Origin of the sequence: Fibrisoma montanum (assembly GCF_003583365.1) — a bacterium.
Lineage (GTDB): Bacteria > Bacteroidota > Bacteroidia > Cytophagales > Spirosomataceae > Fibrisoma > Fibrisoma montanum.
The window spans coordinates 340,314-357,580 of the sequence record NZ_QXED01000001.1 but is presented as its reverse complement, the minus strand read 5'-3'; the positions used below and the strand labels follow the sequence as shown (position 1 = coordinate 357,580).

Genomic DNA, 17,267 nt, shown 5'->3' with positions numbered 1-17,267 from the left:
ATTATCAGTTATCTACCAATAAGTAACTTATGGTTTATTGCAAAATGTGTTAATTATGTGCCTTCATTGTTAGTAAATGGCGTTTTTGGGTAGTAAAAGAGTAACTTATTCGATAACAGATTGTTTGCAAATTCGCTTTATGTTAACGTTAATTCGACTGGTAACCCCGCTCCGCTCCATGTCCTGAAGGGGCGAACGGATGAAAGCTAACAAAAAAGACAGCTCCCGCAAGAAAGCTGTCTTTTTTGTTAGTAAACGTCTGGTTACGCCGTATCAGGAAGCGCACTAAGGCAAGATGTCCGGCTAAACCAGAGCTGAATCGCTGATGGTTTGTGTATACAGCTCGGTTGGGGCGTCGTACAGTTTATGCATGGTGAACCCGTGTTCAATCAGGAACGACAGGTTGAATTTGCGCACCATACTGTGGTTGGGCAACACCGGCTGCTCAACATGCTGGATCAGGTAGTTGGGAAAATACGAAGCTACCTCGTCGGGGTTGATGCTGAATGGTGGTGAGGGCAGCGTCGGTTCGTATTCGAGTGTGTTCAGGAACAGGAGAGTACCGACCGATGTGAGTGACTCGAGCGTTTGCAGGTATCGCATCCGCATGTCGTAGGGCAGCGCTACCAGCGAGGCCCGGTCGTACACGATGTCGATAGGACCCAGGTGTTCGGCTGTGAGTGAGAACATATCCCGGCAGAAGATCGTGATGTTGCCGGAAACAAACCGGTCGCCAAACCGCTGGTAAGTCAGGTTGTTTTCCTCGAAAAACTGAATGATTGCTTTCTCAACGATTTCCACACCAATTACGCAGCGGGCAAACTTGCTGAAATACAACATATCGAGGGTTTTGCCGCAGAGTGGTACAAATACGGATCGGCCTTCGAGCATGTGCGGGGGCAAATGTCTGAGGGCGTAGGGATGGATGTCTTTGCGGTGAAAACTGGTGTAGTGGCCTTCTAACTCCCACGATTTGAACCAGAATTGTTTTTCCATGATAAAAAGAGGTCGATTACGAGTTTTTGGTGATGCAAAAATCACACAGTCGGCCGACTGGTTTTAGCGCAGTCCTACGGGTTTTGTAAAACAGGGAATTTTGCGGGGAGGCACCTACGGGAAACTACGTGATTGGGACAGGAACTACCAACATTTCAGGGTTGGGCTTGTTCTACCCAAAACGAACTGGTATGGAACCTACAATAGCCGGAAAGACGGCGCTCGTGACAGGCGGGGCGTCGGGAATAGGCAAAGCCATCGCTTTGCTGTACGCGCAGGAGGGCGCCAACGTACTTATCTCTGATATCGACGTAGAACAGGGGCAGGCGGTGGCTGAGCAGATCAGCAGTATGGGTGTGAAAGGGCATTTCGTTCGGGCCGACGTAGGTGATCCGGCGCAGTGCGAACAACTCGTTACGGAAGCTACTACGCAGTTCGGCCGGTTGGATATTGCCTGTAATAACGCAGGCATTGGTGGTGAGCTGAATACAACGGCCGATTACTCGCTGGAGGGCTGGCAAAAGATTATCAATATTAACCTCAACAGTGTTTTCTACTGCATGAAATATGAGCTTCAGGCCATGCAGCGGCAGGGAAACGGGGTTATTGTCAACATGGCATCCATTCTGGGGGCGGTTGGTACGCCTAATTCACCGGGCTACGTAGCGGCTAAGCACGCGGTGATCGGATTAACGCAAACGGCGGCACTCGAATATGCTCCGCAGGGTATCCGTATTAATGCAGTCGGACCGGGCTACATTGAAACCCCGTTGCTGAGTGCGCTGCCCGACGATCAGAAGCAGATGCTGGTTGCGTTGCATCCGCTTGGCCGGCTCGGTCGGGCCGGGGAGGTAGCGGAGCTGGTGCTCTGGCTCTCGTCGGATAAGGCGTCGTTCGTGACGGGCTCGTACTACCCCGTCGACGGCGGGTATCTGGCGCGGTAACTACGGATTTTTGAACTTCTTTCTGAGGTCGTCGAGCACCCGGCGTGCTTCGGCTATCCGGGCCTGCAATCCATCCCGGTATTTCCAGGCTTGTAGTTCGGTTTCGGGGCGGGGACCGGTCAATTCCTGTTCGATCTCTTTCAGGTATTTTTCGCAGAGGTCAACGTACCGGGGGGCGGTTTCTGGGTTATGGAAGCTGCCTCCCTCAACCGTGACGTAAATCGGCGTTGTATGAGCCGCCTGACCGGGCCCTGCGTAACAGCGGGCGGCAAGCCACTGCCCCCGCTGGATGGCGCCGAACGGTACTTCAAGCGAGAGATGAGCCGCCGACTGCCCGGTGTCGCTGGAGGTAACGCGCCCAATTACGCTGCCGTGGCTGACTAGTTCCAGGGCGCTCAACGGCACCTGACCGGCATGACCGTAGGCATGAACGGTGACGGTAATCTTATCGGTACGTTTCAGATCCAGCCGGTCGCCCGGAATTGCTCTGCGGTGATCGGTGGTTGTTGCGCTGAGGTCGAGGATGGGACCACTCGACACAAACGTATGACCGGCCTGCACGGCCTTCCGCCAGGTCTGGTACGTCAGTGGGCCATTGATCAGCGTATAGAACCGGGCGTTACCAATGCGCGAGGTCCGTTCGGGTGGGCCGTGGCCGTGATCCTGGCCGCACCACGGAAAGTCGGAGCCGGCTGTAGCGGTCAGGGGAATGCCGAGGTCGAGCATGTGGTAGTAATGCTCGGTATGCAGCGGCTGCTCGTCGACGCAGAACTGGAGCAGCTCAAGGGCGTCGACTTTACCGCGCAGGCCGTCGAGTACGAGGCCCCGGTAGCCGTGGAAGGTTTCGGCCTGATGAGCGTAACCCGTGAGGCCACCCAGCTGGTGGATCTTGTCAAATACCTCGTCGAAGAAGTAATACCGGTCGCGTTGGCGGACCCGGTTGCCGGCACCTATGGCAAACGCGTGACCAAGTTCGGGAGTCCGGGGGTCTTCCTGGCCGGTGGTGAGCAGGTAGTTTCCTTGCTGGTAGTTGCCTTTTTCGCCGTAGGCGTATTGCGGGTAGTACGTTTCCCAGAAATCGCCCATCCGGAGCAGCGCCCCAACGTTGACATCTTCGGCCTGAAGCCAGGTCATGATGAGCGGATTCTCGCGGGGCGACCGGCGGATGTGAATGTGGCCGTCGGTGGAGTACCAGTGGCGAGCTGCCATGTTGATCCACCGCTGAAGGGTGTAGGTTTTCCGAACCGGATTGCCCGGTTTGATAACGAGTTCATGCTGTTGCCGCAGGTATTCGTTCCCTCGTGATAGCGCCAGCTGGTACGTACCGGGTGGCAGGTCGAGCGAGAAGGTACCCGCTACGTAAAAGGAACTGTCGGGCTGGTAGGCATATCCATCTTCGTGATCCCAGAGGCCATACATGACCGCTACCGCTTCGGTCGGCAAAAGCGGTACAACCCGATTGTGCTGCGTGATCCGGATGCGGGCTGGTGTTGGCCGTTTGGTGGTTGCATCCAGAATCTGAATCTCAACCCGGCTCGTTTTCTGGGTACGTCCGGTAGTCGACTGGGCACTTACCGGGCGGAAGCCGGATAGTATCAGAAATAGCCAGATCGTAAGTTGCCGGGATCGATGCATAGGGCGTTGAGCGCAGACGGAGTGCTTGAGTAAAGGCAAATGGCCAGTCAGATTCAGACTTTATCGGGCTCTCATCTTGTTGTTTTTCGGATCGTGCGTAACCTCGGCCAATCCTAATTTTTCCATCAGCGGTGGTATGTACATGCCAAATCGCCCGCGAAATCCTGGCTTGAGGCCGTACCAGCCACCCATTGGGTTCGTGGCTGACCGGCCCCAGGCTTCAACGGTCCCGTCCTTGGCCGGTTTTTGTTCGTCGGCGCTGCCCAGTTCCATCCAGTCTCCGTGCTCTTTCAGCATAGCGTGAAGATCCTGAAGACATTGGTAATCATACATCAAGGTGGTTTTGCCTACTACGCAGACCAATACGTCCTTACCATCTCGTTCGGCTCTGTACATCTCGTAGTCAGCCGTTTGCGCCGGAGTCTTCAACTTCCAGGGGGTTTCTTTGGTACCTTCCGTTTCCATGGCTAAAAAAGGTTAAACTGCCGACGTCAACTTAAGCGATCTACGCTTTTGTTTTCGTCTTCAGACGGGCCCGCTTTTGATTCTCCGCGACCCTGAACCTCACGATTCGAGTGATCAGGTCGAGCGGCATAGGCTGGCTCAGTGGAAATTGAATGGAGCCTTTGCCGGTTTTATACCCCGACAGATCCTCTGTAAACGCTTCGTTGCCGGTGGGCGTAGCGTAAAACCCGATGTGGTACTGAAAAGCCGCGAAGTACACCAGGTTGCCGTCGAGAACGTAGGTTGGCATGGCGTATTTGATGGTTTCCTGGGCGTCCGGTGCGGCTTTCCGGATGGTGGCCCGAACCTGCTGCAAAACCGTCTGTACGTCGGTAGGAAACGCAGCAATGTATTCGTCGATGGTGTTGGGTTTAGACGTCATCATATACGTTAAAGTCGTACTATTCCTCTAATCTACCCTTAAGCTCTTCCAGCGTTTTGACGTAATCGGCTTTGTTAAACACAAAGGGGCCAATTGTTTGATAGAGAGCCAACTCGGGCTCGGAGTAATCCGTTTCAAAACCGAATTCTTTCCAGATTACCGTCTCGTCGGTTACGTCTTTCAAAAAACTCACCTGGTCTGTGGACCTGACTTAATGTGAGTGTGTCCATTGACGATTGCCTGTTTTACTCGTGAATTTAGTTGTCATTCCCTTATGCCTTGAGGATACGCAGGTACTCGATCCAGGGGCCTACTTCGTTTTTGTACTGTTTCGCCATAACCCGGGAAATCTGGGCGATGTGGTTCAGGTCGTGTACTGCCCACGTTGCCAGCAGTTGAGACAGCGTCACTTCGCCGAAAACCGGATGTATGCCTTTCTTGCCCAGATCACTGTCGGTGAGGTTGAAGGCGCGGAGCCGTTCAAGGTTCCGGCTGCGTACATCGGCAAACTCATCCAGCAATTGTGCCAGAGACTTGCTTTTACTGTCCTCAAACTGCGCGAACCGGTCGAACGGCCTGAAGGTCTTATCGACGCTTTCGGAAAGAATAATTTCGGCTCTTGGCAGCCAGTCGGTCTGTTCGCCGTGGATCAGATGGCCAATCACGTCATATGGACTCCAGGTGTCGCCCCCTTCGTTCGCCGATGTCCAGTCGGCCGACAGGCCCAGCAGCATAGTGTTAAGAACGTCCGGCGTTCGTTCAAGAAGTTCGATGGCTTTGTCGAGGGAGAAGATCATGAAGATGGTGGCCTGTTGTAGCCAAAGGTATTCAGATTCAACTGTATAAACCTCAATATAGCCATGATCACGTTACCGGACAATACCACTAAAAACGCCGTGCGCAGGCCACACAATTGCCTTTCAGCATTTGCATGACCTGCGCACGGCGAATTCGTAACGGTTTACCCCTCGCTGCGCAGTACGTCCAGCGGTGGGCGAACCAGCACATCGCGGCTGTTGAATACGCCGATCGCAACCGTCAGCAACGTAACGACCCCGGCAACAAGAACGAGCGGCAGGGCGGTCGGGCGGAAGGGAACCTCAAAAACGTACTGCGCCAGCGCCCAGGTACCGAACAGCGACAGCAGGATGCCGGAAAGTGCGGCCAGCAGACCCAGCAGGCCATATTCGAGGGCCGTAATGAGCAGAATCTGGTTGCGGTTGGCGCCCAGCGTACGGAGCAGCACACTCTCACGCAACCGCTGGTACTTGCTGATTACCACCGAACTGCCCAGCACCAGCAGGCCGGTCAGGATGCTGAACAGGGCCATGAACCGGATCACAAACGAAATCTGGTCCAGAATCTCGTCGATTGTTTTCAACACCAGACCGAGGTCGATGGCCGATACGTTCGGAAACTGAGCGACCAGCCCCCGTTGCAGCGCGGCCGACGTTTCGTTGTTCGGGACGCGGGTCATAACCACGTGGAACTGAGGAGCCTGCTCCAGAACTCCCGCCGGGAAAACCACCAGGAAGTTGGGCTGAACACGGTTCCAGTCTACCTCGCGGGTACCGCCTACAATCGTTTGAATCGGAGCGCCCTGAACGTTGAAGTTGAGCGTATCGCCCAGTTTCAGTTTCAGACGGTCGAAGTAAGGTTTTTCAAGCGAAATGTACACGGCACCGTTGCTCTGAGAAGGCGCTTTGCCTGAACCAAGCTTCTCCGAACTGATGAGCGTATCGCGGTACGTGACCCGGTACTCGCGGCTGAACGCCCAGTCCGGAATTTTGATCGACGTGTCTTTTCGTACCGTTTCGGCCGTACGGCCATTAATGTCATTCAGGCGCATGGTCACGACCGGCACCTGTTGCAGCACCGGTAGTTTTTGCTGCTTCACCAGCGACTTGACGCCGGCCAGCTGCTCATTCTGAATATCGAACAGGACCATGTTGGGCTGGTTGCCGCTGGCCGATAGCTCAACGCGGCTGAGCAAAAGTCCCTGCGTTAACGACAACGTAGCGATCAGGAAAGCCCCCAGACCGATAGCCGTGACCAGGATGATGGTTTGGTTGTTAGGCCGGTACAGATTCGCCAGACTCTGCCGCCAGACGTAGCTCCACGATGCGGGGAAGAAACGCCGGACCAGCCAGATCAGGGCCAGGCCGAGCGCGGTCAGGACGCCGAACGCAACCGCCAGGCCGACCGTAAACCCAATGGCGAGCTTCCATTCCTGGGTTTGCAGATACGAAAAACCAGCGATGAACAGCAGAATCAGTCCGTACACCAGCCAGCGCAGCGGATCGCGGCCACTCAGGTCATCTTCGTAGGAGGTACGCAGCGTACGCAGGGGCGATACGTTGCGGATAGCCAGCAGGGGGAGCAGTGCAAACAGCACCGAAATCAGCAGACCCGTACCGACGCCCGCCAGTACCGCCGACCACGACACAACCGTATCGACCGCGACCGGCAGAAAATTACCGAATACCTGGGGCAGCACCAGCTGAACCACCGACCCAACCACGGCTCCGATAACGGCCCCGATCAGACCCATCAGCGCCGTTTGAATCAGGTAGATCTGTAACCCCTGCCGCCCGCTGGCTCCCAGGGTACGCAGAATAGCCACCGACGCAATTTTTTCCTTAACGTACAACTGTACCGCGCTGGCTACGCCTACGCAACCCAGCAGCAGCGCTACAAAAGCCACTAGACTAAGGTATTGGGTGAGGTCGGCAAAGGCGCGCCCGGTCTGGCGTTTGCGTTCGGCAATGGTGTCGTAGTTAATGCCTTCTTTATCCAGCCGGGCCGTGATGGTTTTGACGTAGGCGCTAACGTCGGTGCCGGGCGAAAACTGGTAATAATATCGGTAGTTGACCCGGCTGCCGCGCTGCAGCAGACCGGTCTGGTTCATGAACGTATTGGGGATAAAAACCGTCGGGGCTACGGTCGACGCAATGGCGGCCTGTCCCGGAGTTTTCATAACCCGACCCGCAATGCGGAACGACAGGTTACCAACCTTCACGGAGTCGCCGGGCTGTGCGCCGAGCTGCACCAGCAGGGCATCATCGACCAGGGCCACGCGCTCGCCGGATTTGCGGAAGGCCTGAATGCCGGCAGCGGGCGTTACCTCCCAGTCGCCGTAATAGGGGAAGTTGCCCGTCAGCCCTTTGACCTGCGCCAGCCGAATGCCACCCGTGCGCGGGATCGATACGAGCGACGGAAACGATACTTCATAGGTGCGGTCCTGTCCGATGGTTCGGAGAAACTGCTGCGTTTTTTTTGAAGGAGGGCGGTTCCATGAAAGCGTCAGGTCGGCACCGAGCAATTCGCGCGACTGCTCGTCGATGCTCCGGGCAAGGTTATCGCCGAACGAATTGATCGCCACGAGGGCTGCAATGCCCAGCACGATAGCGGACATGAACAGAAACAGCCGCTGCCGACTCCGGCGACTGTCGCGCCAGGCCATCCGCCAAAGCCAGTTCGGGTCGGTTTTAGGCGCTTTGACCAATGGCCTGTCCTGAGTACTGGTGGTGTATGAAGTCATGGTATTTGTAGTTCGTGTTATCAGCCAACCGTTACCTGCTCCGGCCTGGAGTCCGAAATGACCGTACCGCCTTTGATGCGGATGACGCGCTGCGTACGCGACGCCAGTTCGAGGTCGTGCGTAACAAGCACGAGTGTAGTACCGGCTTCGCGGTTGAGTTCGAACAGCAGGTCCACTACGGTCGCACTGGTATCGGTATCGAGGTTTCCGGTGGGTTCGTCGGCGAAAAGGAGTTTAGGTCGGTTGGCAAAGGCCCGCGCCAGCGATACCCGCTGCTGTTCACCGCCCGAGAGCTGAGTCGGGTAGTGGTGGCCACGCTGCCCCAGGCCAACCCGTTCCAGCAGTTCCTGTGCCGTGCGGGCCGCGCCTTTTTCGCCCCGCAGTTCGAGCGGCACCATTACGTTTTCGAGGGCCGTCAGTGTCGGCAGCAACTGGAAGTTCTGAAAAATAAAACCGACGTACTGGTTACGGACAGCCGCCCGCTGGTCTTCGCTCAGGTTGTCCAGCTGGATTTCGTTCAGGTAGACGCTACCCGACGAGGCCCGGTCCAGCCCGGCGCACAGGCCCAGCAGGGTTGTTTTGCCGCTTCCCGACGGGCCAACGATGGCGAACGTATCGCCCGGTTGCAGTGTAAAACTCACGTTATCCAACACAGTGAGGCTACGGCCTCGGCTTTGGTAGGTCTTGCTCAGATTTTCGACGCGCAGGATGCTCATGGAACAAAATTCAGTAGATACTACTTTACGTTTAAACGCAGAGATACAGAGATTACGCAGCGTAAAACAGAATTTTCTCAGCGGCCTCTGTATGATCCCGGTTTACTCCGCGTTTAAGAACAAACTGACAGATAACCAATGAAGTTCTCGCTAACGTCACAAACGCTGTATTCTGTGATAAGCGGCTGGATGCTGCTCCTAACGGTTTGGGCCTGTGGCTCATCCGACCAGTCGAATCAATCGCAGAAAGGCACAGGCACCACCAGTTCAACCGCCGAAAAGCCGGGTGCAACGGCCGGTAAGAAAAAGACGATTATTTTCTATGGCAATAGCCTCACGGCCGGCTACGGCGTTGAGCCATCGCAGGCGTTTCCGGCTCTGGTAGAGCAGAAAATCGACTCGGCCGGTCTGGACTACGACGTCGTCAATGCCGGCCTTAGTGGCGAAACGACGGCCGGTGGCCTCAGCCGGATCAGTTGGGTACTGCGTCAGCCGGTCGATGTGTTTGTGCTGGAACTGGGCGGCAACGACGGCCTGCGTGGTTTGCCCCTGGCTTCGACCCGTAAGAACCTACAGGCCATTATGGATACGGTCCGCCGAAAAAGCCCTGAGGCTACGATCGTGCTGGCCGGGATGCAGATTCCGCCGAATATGGGCACCGACTACACCCGCGAGTTTCGCGATCTGTTCAAGGAATTAGCGACGAAGAACGATGCCATTCTGATTCCGTTTCTGCTCGAAGGCGTAGGCGGCATCCCGAAACTGAACCTGCCCGACGGTATCCACCCGACGCCCACCGGCCACAAGATTGTCGCCAATACGGTCTGGCAAGTACTGCGCCCGGTGCTGGAATCCCGTCAGAATGGATAGCCCACACCAATGTTGAACACCAGATTTTCCTGACGCCAGTTGCGGTCGCGGAAGTTGATCTGGTCAATGACCCACTTGCTGCCGTCCACTTCATACGGTTTGCGCAGAGGGGTTGCCAGGTCGAAACGCAGCAGGAAGTAGGACAGGTCGATGCGCAGGCCAACTCCGGTACCTACGGCGAGTTGGTCAGCAAAATTCCAGCCGGGAAATTTTGCTTCCGGACCGAAGGTTCCAATGTCGGAATACGACCATACATTACCGGCATCGACGAACGTAGCCAGCTCAATGTATTGATTGAGTTTGAGCCGTAGTTCCGTGTTGGCTTCCAGCCGGATGTCGCCCCCGCCATCCTGATATAATGGAATGTTGCGAATGGTATCGCGCGTGTAGAGACCCGGTCCGATGGCTCTTGGTCTGAACGCACGTATGCTGTTGCTGCCGCCTACAAAATACTGCCTGACCAGGGGGAGCGGCAGGGCTTCTGAGTTACCGTAGGTAATGCCGAGCCCGGCAAAAATGCGATTGGCCCAGGTCAGATTCGAGCCAAGCCGACGATAAACGCGGGCATCAGCGTCAAGCCGGGCGTATTGTGCGAACGGAACATCAAAAATGACCTTATCGCCTTCCTCGTTTCGGCGATTGAACAGTAGATTGGCGACATTACCCGAAATTTCGGCGTTGGTAGTCAACCGGAACGTAGTTGGTCGATTGGTACGTACCGGTGAGTTGAAGTTGAACGTGTATAGTGTGCTCAGAATTAATTGCTCCGAACGCCTGATATTTACTAACTGGCTGAATACAAGCGAATTGTTAATGGCTGAGTCAATAAAGGCCAGGCTAATATTAGATGGCCTTGTATAAGTGACATTGAATGGCGAGAAGGAGTGCTCAACCTGCTGGTTCTGACGCCACGCATAGCCAAAAGAAGTACGGAAAGAACTCAGGTTGTAGAGATTACCCCGAATTACCTTCTCATACCCGAGGGTCAGATTTGTTTTGGGAAGAATCTGACGTCGGTCATATCGGAATCGAATTAAGGGATTAACAAGTCGCGGAAAGCTTAAGATGGCATCAGCTCCATAGCGGTAGTTAGTTAAACCACGTCCACCTGAATTAACCTGAAATTCAATACCAGCGTTGGCATTGATTGTAAGCTGTTCAGCACGTTTAAAGAAATTTCGATGCTGCCAGGTACCCGTTAAGCCAGTACCGTTGAAGTTGTTGGAACGCGATGTTGCGGCTAACTCCAGTCGTATGGATTTTTCCGGGGCGGGTGTCAGGTAATAGTGAACGTCAAGCATCGACGTATCGCCCTGCTGCACCGGTGCGAAGCGGTTGCGGACAAATTTAAACGTACCGAGGTTGATAAACCGTGAAAGGGTCAGGTCCTGCGCCCGACTGTTATACAGGCGTCCTGGCCGCACAGCCACCACGCTACGGAATAATCGCGGATCATAGTTTCGCGATGAATCTACAACGTTGAAGCGCTCGTTGGTCTGGTAGGCTTCCGCGCGGTTTGTGTCGGCCCGTAATGTACTCAGGCTATAGTTTGGGTAGATGTACACATTCCGGATGTAGTAGGGTTGCTGGGCGGCCTCTGGAATTTCGGGCTTCACAGCAAAATACAGATCAGTCTGGTGCCGGGCCGTGTCGTTGTCGGCCAGCACGGCAATAAAGTCCGGCTGAAAGTAGTAGTATCCCCGTTGCTTAAGGGCCTGGCTAATGCGTTCGCGTTCGAGCTTGATATTATCAAAATTGTAGGGTTGCCCTTTTTTTATGACAGTCCGGTTTGAGGACGCCCGCAACGCTTTCCGAACAGGTGTTGAGTCGACCAGAAACCCAACCGAATCGATGTAATACCGGGGCGCTACATTGACCTGGTACAGAGCCCGGGCTTTGTAGCCCTCTTCCTGCAAGGTACCGCTGGCCGTTGAGCCGAAGTAGCCCTGGTTTTCGAGCGTAGCAGCAAAAATAGTCGAGTTGGAACCGAGCGCTTTTGAACTGGCAAAAACAGGAGGGGCTCCAAGTTTACGCCGGAACCACGCCCGGAAACCGTTTTCTTTTTTAGGTTCACCAATCCAGTAATAGAGCGCAACCTTGTAGGGAAACCCGAATAATTGAGCGTTGGGTTTTGGCCGCGCCAGCGTAGCCAACTGATCTTCAATCGTGCTGACCTCATCGCCCGATACGGTGGAATCGGCATTGATCTTGAAATCGGTGCCCATATACAGCCGTTCGTTGGCGGGCAGGCGTTTGGCAACGTTACAGCCGGACAGGCAGTACATACCCAGCAGCAATCCAAAGGCTGCTTTTAGCAGCGACCGTGTGGTGCCATACTGTATTTTGTAAAGAAGCTCAGTATGCATCAGTTTACATTGTTGAGTGTCGTTGCGCCGGGCGACCGTTTAAAAATGTCGCTCAGGACGTCGTAATCGACCGTAATGACGAAACCGACGCCCGTCTCGATCACATATCCATCCAATACGGCCTGGTAATCATTGCGCCGGTAACCCCGGAGTACGTATCGCCCGTCGCGGCTGAGGTTATAGTTCACCGATACGTTGTCGAATACCTCGTTGGGATTGCGGGTGGCGCTGCCGGCCTGGTTTTCCAACACAAAATTCCGGCCAACCGTAACGGTCAGGCGCCCTTCCAGGAAGCTCCGTGACAGCCCGACATTCAGATCCGTACGAGCGCCGTTGGTTCTGCCGCCGGTATTAGCGGCTCCGGTCTGCGATAGCAGGTTGAAGTCGACGTCAAACCCCTTGAGAATACCCGAGGCAAAGCGCCCCAACTGATCGGACAGGAGCTTGCTGACGCTATTGCGGGCCAGGCCTTCGGCCTGCGTACCCAGGCCACCGCCGGTGCCGGAACCAGAGAAAAAGTCCGATACGTTTTCAGGCAGGAACCGGCTCAGAATCAGCAAGGCAAAAACCTGTTTGTTAATCTGTGACTCGTCCTGCCGTAGTGTTTTCAACTTGTTTTCGATGGCCGTGCCCAACGGACTGTTTGCGCTGGCGTCGCTGCTGGTGTTGTTGCCCGCCAGCCGGATGTCGAAGTTCAGCTTCGGCGTGGTGATGTTGTCGCTGATGGTCAGCACTACATTGAACGGCAGTTTCCGCTGGGTATTGGTCCCCGTAGTGGTCGATTCGCTGCCAATGAGATCGGAAGGAGCCGTTGACACCTGATAGATAGCCGTAATGTTAACGTCGGCCTTGAGCGGATCGCCCGTAAACTGGATGTAGCTCCCTTTCTGAATCTCGAACTGGCGTTTCAGCACTTCATACGTCAGTGAATATTCACCCTCCGTTACGTCGTAGCGGCCCAATACGGTAATCTGCCCGGCGGCATTGATCCCTACGTTGAGCCGGGCGTTGCCCCGTGCCCGCAGGTTATCGCCGTTCAGTTCATCGATGACAATGGTCAGTTCCGACTTATCGGTGGCTTCCAGGTTGAGCGAAATGTTGGCGTTGCTCAACTGCTCGAATGTCAGTCGGGGCGAGATGGTATCCTGCTTGGCGCGAATCAGGTATTTACTCAGCGTGAGCGAATCACTATGATCAATGAACGTAACGATCTGACGGGATTCGCTCACGTCCATACTTTCGTCGGGCAGTACAACCGATACCTCACTGCCATCTTCGAGCCGGATCGTACCCGTAATGGCGGGCGTCGTACCCGAACCCCGGATGCGCACATCCGCGCTGACGGACGCATTGCCGTAGGCGTAATCGTTGTCTTTGCGGGACGCATTCAGTACCTGGAATCGGTCGGCCCGAACGCGCAGGTTATAAGCGACGTCGGGCAGGTTTTTGAGCGTGACCGTACCATCCGTTGTCAGGGTCCGGCCAAGCGTATCGCGTATGTTGAAGTCGTTCAGCGTGATGGTCTGGCCGCTGAACGTCAGTTTTTCCTGATCGATGCGGTAGGTCGCGTTCAATTGCTTGATGTTGAACGCCACCGAGTCGAAGGCCACGCTGCCGTCAAGTTGCGGATTGTCGGTAGCCCCCGCTACGGTGAACTGGCCAGTCAGCTTACCCCGGGCCTGTCGCAGCTCGCCAAAGCTGAAGGCTTCAATGGTTCGGGCGTCCAGCCGCTGTAGATTAATCGCCAGATTCAGCGCTTCACGAGCGTTTTCCGGGTTGTAGTAGCCCGTTATAGTAGCATCGTTATACGGACCCGCCAGGACGGTATTCACGTCGATCCGGCCTTCGCTGGTGTTGCGGAACCGGGCGGTCAGGTTACCGATGGGTTGCCCAACGGCCTGCAGACTGTCGACGTAGATCGACCCGATAAAGGCGAGGTTGTTGTCTTCGCCAATATAATCCCGCACCACCACGGTCCCGTTGAGTTCACCACTGGCCAGGGTCGTGTCCTGTTCGGCAAGCCGGGCCAGGTTGGCCAGTTCGATGCGGTGGGCCGTTACCCGGATGGGGGCATTGCCGTAGGACTCGGTATTGCTCAATTCCAGAAACTGCTCACCGTCCTCAATCCGGAAATTGCTGATTCGTAGGCCATCGTCGCCGTACTGGAGGTAGCCGCTGGTATCGATGGTCCACTGCTGATAGTTCGTAAGCAGCCCCCGTCGGGCGAGTTGCAGCCGGTAGTTGGTGCTGTCAATAATACTTAGCTCTCCGGCGAGGCCATGCCGATCCCGGCCGGCCGAATCTTTGTTGACGACCGCAAACCGCAGCTGGTTGTTGGCGGCCGTACCGGTCAGGTCGGTTTCCCGAAGATTTAAGCCGCTCACCTGTATGCTATTGATCTGGCCGTTCACCCGAAGTTGATTGCCGCTGCCCCGAAGTGCCAGGTTTACGCCATTCACGACGGTCGTGTCGTATTCAATGACGCCGGTTCGGAGTGTGGCCGAAAACGTAGTATCCTGATTGCTGTCCAGATAGGCGGTCAACCGGACGGTGTCCAGCCGGGTCAGAGCCGGCACAAACGCACGCAGCAACGGATTCTGATAGGCAGTCAGGCCAATGGTAAGGTCATGCGGGGGCGGAATCCGGGTGTAGGTCAGGGCCGGTACGGCGATGTACTGGCTGATTTCGCCCGCAATGATGTCGTACAATTGCGCGTATTCAAACTGGCCGTTCAGCCGGATTCGGGCCCCGGGTATCGTGGCCACTACCCCTTTGGTCAGGCTATCGGCCGTGAACCGGGCGTAGAGGGAATCGACCGGATAACTTTTCCCCTGCAGTGTAACGACGGCATCGCCGGCCGATACTGTACCAACGGGTTTGGTCGGATTGGTTGAACTTAAATTCAGGAGTAACCGCCCCTGTAGGGATAATGGATCGTCGTAAAGCTTGAGCTGCTGTAAATTCAGTTCCTGAATGGCTACTTCGCCGGCTACACTGGGATATTCGCCCTTCAGGCCGACCTGCGTATTGAGCCGGACTTTGGCGTTCGGATCATTCAGGCCACCCTCTACCGTCAGGTTACCGTTGGTTAACCGACCGACTGCGTCGAGGTTCTGGTAGCGGTATCCGTTTAGTTCGGCCGACTGAATGTTCAGGTTGAAATTGGTGGTGAGCGTATTGACGTCGATTCCCGTGCCGTCGACGGTTGCGCGGCCCGTTACCGATCCTACCGTAGCGGTCTGGTTTGTCCAGCGGCCTACCTCAAAGTTTTGCAGATCCAGCGTACCGGCATACGACTGATTGGTGCCGGTGACAAAACCCGCTAGTCTGCCGTCAAAACCCGCCTGGCCCCAGGGCGTTTGCAGACTGGCATCCAGCGTCAGATTATTCAGTTCGCCGTTCAGCCGACCGGTCAGCAGCAGTTGGGGCGGCAGCGAAACAGAGGATGGAATAGCCCCTTTGGGCGCAAGCTGGTTGATGTCGGTCGTGCGGGTGGTGGCTTCCACAATCTCAATATCGAGTCCCAGCCGGTTCGGGTCGGTGACGTTGGTAAGCCGGCCACGGGCACGAATCCGCGTTCCGGCCAGCATGCTCAGGTCAAAGCGCGGAATGTACAGCGACGCCAGCGTACCGGTTGCCTGGGCATTGGCCCGGATGATCGCACCACGATTGCCCGCGAAAGGGGGCGTATCGGCCAGAAACGGTGCCAGTTGCAAAATGTCACTTACGGCCAGTTGACTTTGCTGGAGGTTGAGCCGGACACTGACGCGACTGGCGAACCGCGGATCGCTCAACTGAGCCAGCGAATCATAGCGCAGCACGAGTTGATCGCGCAGCACCGTTTGGGGCGTCTCAACGATCAGCCGGGTGAGCGAAGTGGTTTTATCGGTATAGGATACATCGGCACCCAGGTTTTGCAGTACAAACCCGCTCGACGACCGGAAGCGACCGTTGCGGATTTGCCCGCTGATCCGCTGGCCGGCCGCACCGAGGTCCTGGTACACCAGAAAACGACCGTTAATTCCCAGGTTTTGCAGGTCCAGGTGGCCATAATCAAGACCCGTTGGTTGCCGGGGCGCATTTTCGTCGTCGAAACGCAGCCGGTTGTTGGCAAAGCGAACGGTTCCCAGCTTCGCCTGCCAGCCCGGCGTGGATTCGCCCGGCGTGGATGCGTTGGTGGCCGACGTAGTGGAAGCGGGCTTGCGGGTTGTTTTGGTCAGAACGGCCGCAATATCAGCGTCGGCCAGATCCAGGGACCGGATGCCGACTTTGGCGCCGTTCAGGTAAAAATAATCCGATTCCATTGACAGCCGGCCAATACTGCCCTTCGTCCGGAAATCGGCGGTTTCGACGCGCACATCCCACTTGGCCCGGCTGACCTGCCATTTGCCAAGACCAATATCGAGCGTATCAGACGGGTCGGAATCGGGCGTGTCGGGTGTCGGTAGTCCCTCATAAAGCCGTGTGTACGCATTGAGGCCGTCGACGGCTACGCTGGCCAGATGATACCGTGAGCGGCTGACGTCCGTTTCGTTGAACGAGGCCATGAGGCTGTCGACGTATGCGTTTACGTCGGCCCCGACCACATCGTCGCGATACCGGATCCGGACATCTTTGAGCAGAATGTCCGATACGTTGATGGCCAGCGGAGCCGCGGCCGTATCGCGTACCGTTGTCGAATCGGTCGGGCCGGTATCAAACGCATCAATGATGTATTGAAAATTGAAGGTGGTATCGGGCAGAGTCCGGTATACGTTCAGGCGAATACGTTCGAGGGCTATCTGGTTCAGTTCGATGCGGTTGTTCAGCAGTCCCCACATATCCAGGTCTATCCGCATGCTGCCGCCCGACAGGAGCGTATCGCCTTTGGGGGTCTGGAAATAGACGTCCTGAAGCTCAATCCAATCGGGGATGTGGTACGTTATCCGCCCAATCCGGAAAGGCGACTGAATCTTCTTAGCCAGGTAATTATTGACCTGATTGGTTACGAAGCGCTGCCCCCAGGGGGTTGTGGCCACCAACGCCACAAAGCCCACAACCAGCAGGATGAGGGCGAGCAGACCAATCAGGATGCGGACAAGCGTCTTGTTCACGTTCGTGTAGTACTCCGGCCGGCAATGAACCGGAAATGCGTCGAGTGTTGAGGTAAATCTCCCATCATAACGCAGTTTGCCGGCAATATGTTACTGGAAAGCGGTTCCTTTCCGCATACTCACCATTCAGGCCACAGGCGAACCTTTCGTCCATTCGTGGGTTCTTTCTTGCACAATCAGTTGCAGACATCTCCCGAAGCCGGTAATTTCGGCCCATCAT

At 55.8% G+C, this 17,267-nt stretch carries 11 protein-coding genes; 2 read left to right on the top strand and 9 right to left on the bottom strand.

The window, feature by feature from the left end; all coding sequences use genetic code 11:
* Positions 1 to 303 precede the first annotated feature (303 nt).
* Positions 304 to 996 (bottom strand): class I SAM-dependent methyltransferase, encoded by a 693-nt coding sequence (locus tag DYU11_RS01495; protein ID WP_119665873.1) that lies wholly within the window; start codon positions 994 to 996, stop codon positions 304 to 306.
* A 191-nt stretch (positions 997 to 1,187) separates the two neighbouring features.
* Here DYU11_RS01495 and DYU11_RS01490 point away from each other — a divergent pair, with 191 nt between their 5' ends.
* A complete protein-coding gene (locus DYU11_RS01490; protein WP_119665872.1) occupies positions 1,188 to 1,940 on the top strand; it encodes an SDR family NAD(P)-dependent oxidoreductase in 753 nt (250 codons plus the stop codon).
* Here DYU11_RS01490 and DYU11_RS01485 read toward each other — a convergent pair whose 3' ends face one another.
* The 6 genes from DYU11_RS01485 to DYU11_RS01460 form a co-directional block, all read right to left on the bottom strand.
* A complete protein-coding gene (locus DYU11_RS01485) occupies positions 1,941 to 3,575 on the bottom strand; it encodes a CehA/McbA family metallohydrolase (RefSeq protein ID WP_119665871.1) in 1,635 nt (544 codons plus the stop codon).
* A gap of 60 nt (positions 3,576 to 3,635) precedes the next feature.
* Positions 3,636 to 4,040: a DUF6855 family protein gene (locus DYU11_RS01480; protein WP_119665870.1), complete on the bottom strand. Its 405-nt coding sequence runs from the start codon at positions 4,038 to 4,040 to the stop codon at positions 3,636 to 3,638.
* A 40-nt stretch (positions 4,041 to 4,080) separates the two neighbouring features.
* Complete coding sequence (locus tag DYU11_RS01475) at positions 4,081 to 4,464, bottom strand: iron chaperone (RefSeq protein WP_119665869.1); 384 nt, start codon at positions 4,462 to 4,464, stop codon at positions 4,081 to 4,083.
* Positions 4,465 to 4,733: 269 nt separating this feature from the next.
* Entirely contained in the window at positions 4,734 to 5,258 is a 525-nt protein-coding gene (locus DYU11_RS01470; RefSeq protein ID WP_119665868.1) for a DinB family protein, read from the bottom strand.
* Positions 5,259 to 5,422: 164 nt separating this feature from the next.
* The gene (locus tag DYU11_RS01465; protein WP_119665867.1) at positions 5,423 to 7,924 is read right to left on the bottom strand and encodes an ABC transporter permease; all 2,502 of its coding nucleotides are present in this window, start codon (positions 7,922 to 7,924) and stop codon (positions 5,423 to 5,425) included.
* A gap of 98 nt (positions 7,925 to 8,022) precedes the next feature.
* Complete coding sequence (locus DYU11_RS01460) at positions 8,023 to 8,718, bottom strand: ABC transporter ATP-binding protein (protein ID WP_119665866.1); 696 nt, start codon at positions 8,716 to 8,718, stop codon at positions 8,023 to 8,025.
* A gap of 138 nt (positions 8,719 to 8,856) precedes the next feature.
* Between DYU11_RS01460 and DYU11_RS01455 the strand changes: the two genes are divergently transcribed.
* Positions 8,857 to 9,588 carry an arylesterase gene (locus DYU11_RS01455; RefSeq protein ID WP_119665865.1) on the top strand — a complete coding sequence of 244 codons (732 nt, stop codon included), beginning with the start codon at positions 8,857 to 8,859 and terminating at the stop codon, positions 9,586 to 9,588.
* Here DYU11_RS01455 and tamL read toward each other — a convergent pair.
* Both tamL and DYU11_RS01445 read right to left on the bottom strand, forming a co-directional pair.
* Positions 9,576 to 11,954 (bottom strand): translocation and assembly module lipoprotein TamL, encoded by a 2,379-nt coding sequence (gene tamL, locus DYU11_RS01450; RefSeq protein WP_119665864.1) that lies wholly within the window; start codon positions 11,952 to 11,954, stop codon positions 9,576 to 9,578. The two genes, DYU11_RS01455 and tamL, sit on opposite strands and share 13 nt — an antisense overlap.
* Positions 11,954 to 17,047: a translocation/assembly module TamB domain-containing protein gene (locus DYU11_RS01445; RefSeq protein WP_119665863.1), complete on the bottom strand. Its 5,094-nt coding sequence runs from the start codon at positions 17,045 to 17,047 to the stop codon at positions 11,954 to 11,956. The genes tamL and DYU11_RS01445 overlap by 1 nt, the downstream gene beginning before the upstream one ends.
* Positions 17,048 to 17,267 lie beyond the last annotated feature (220 nt).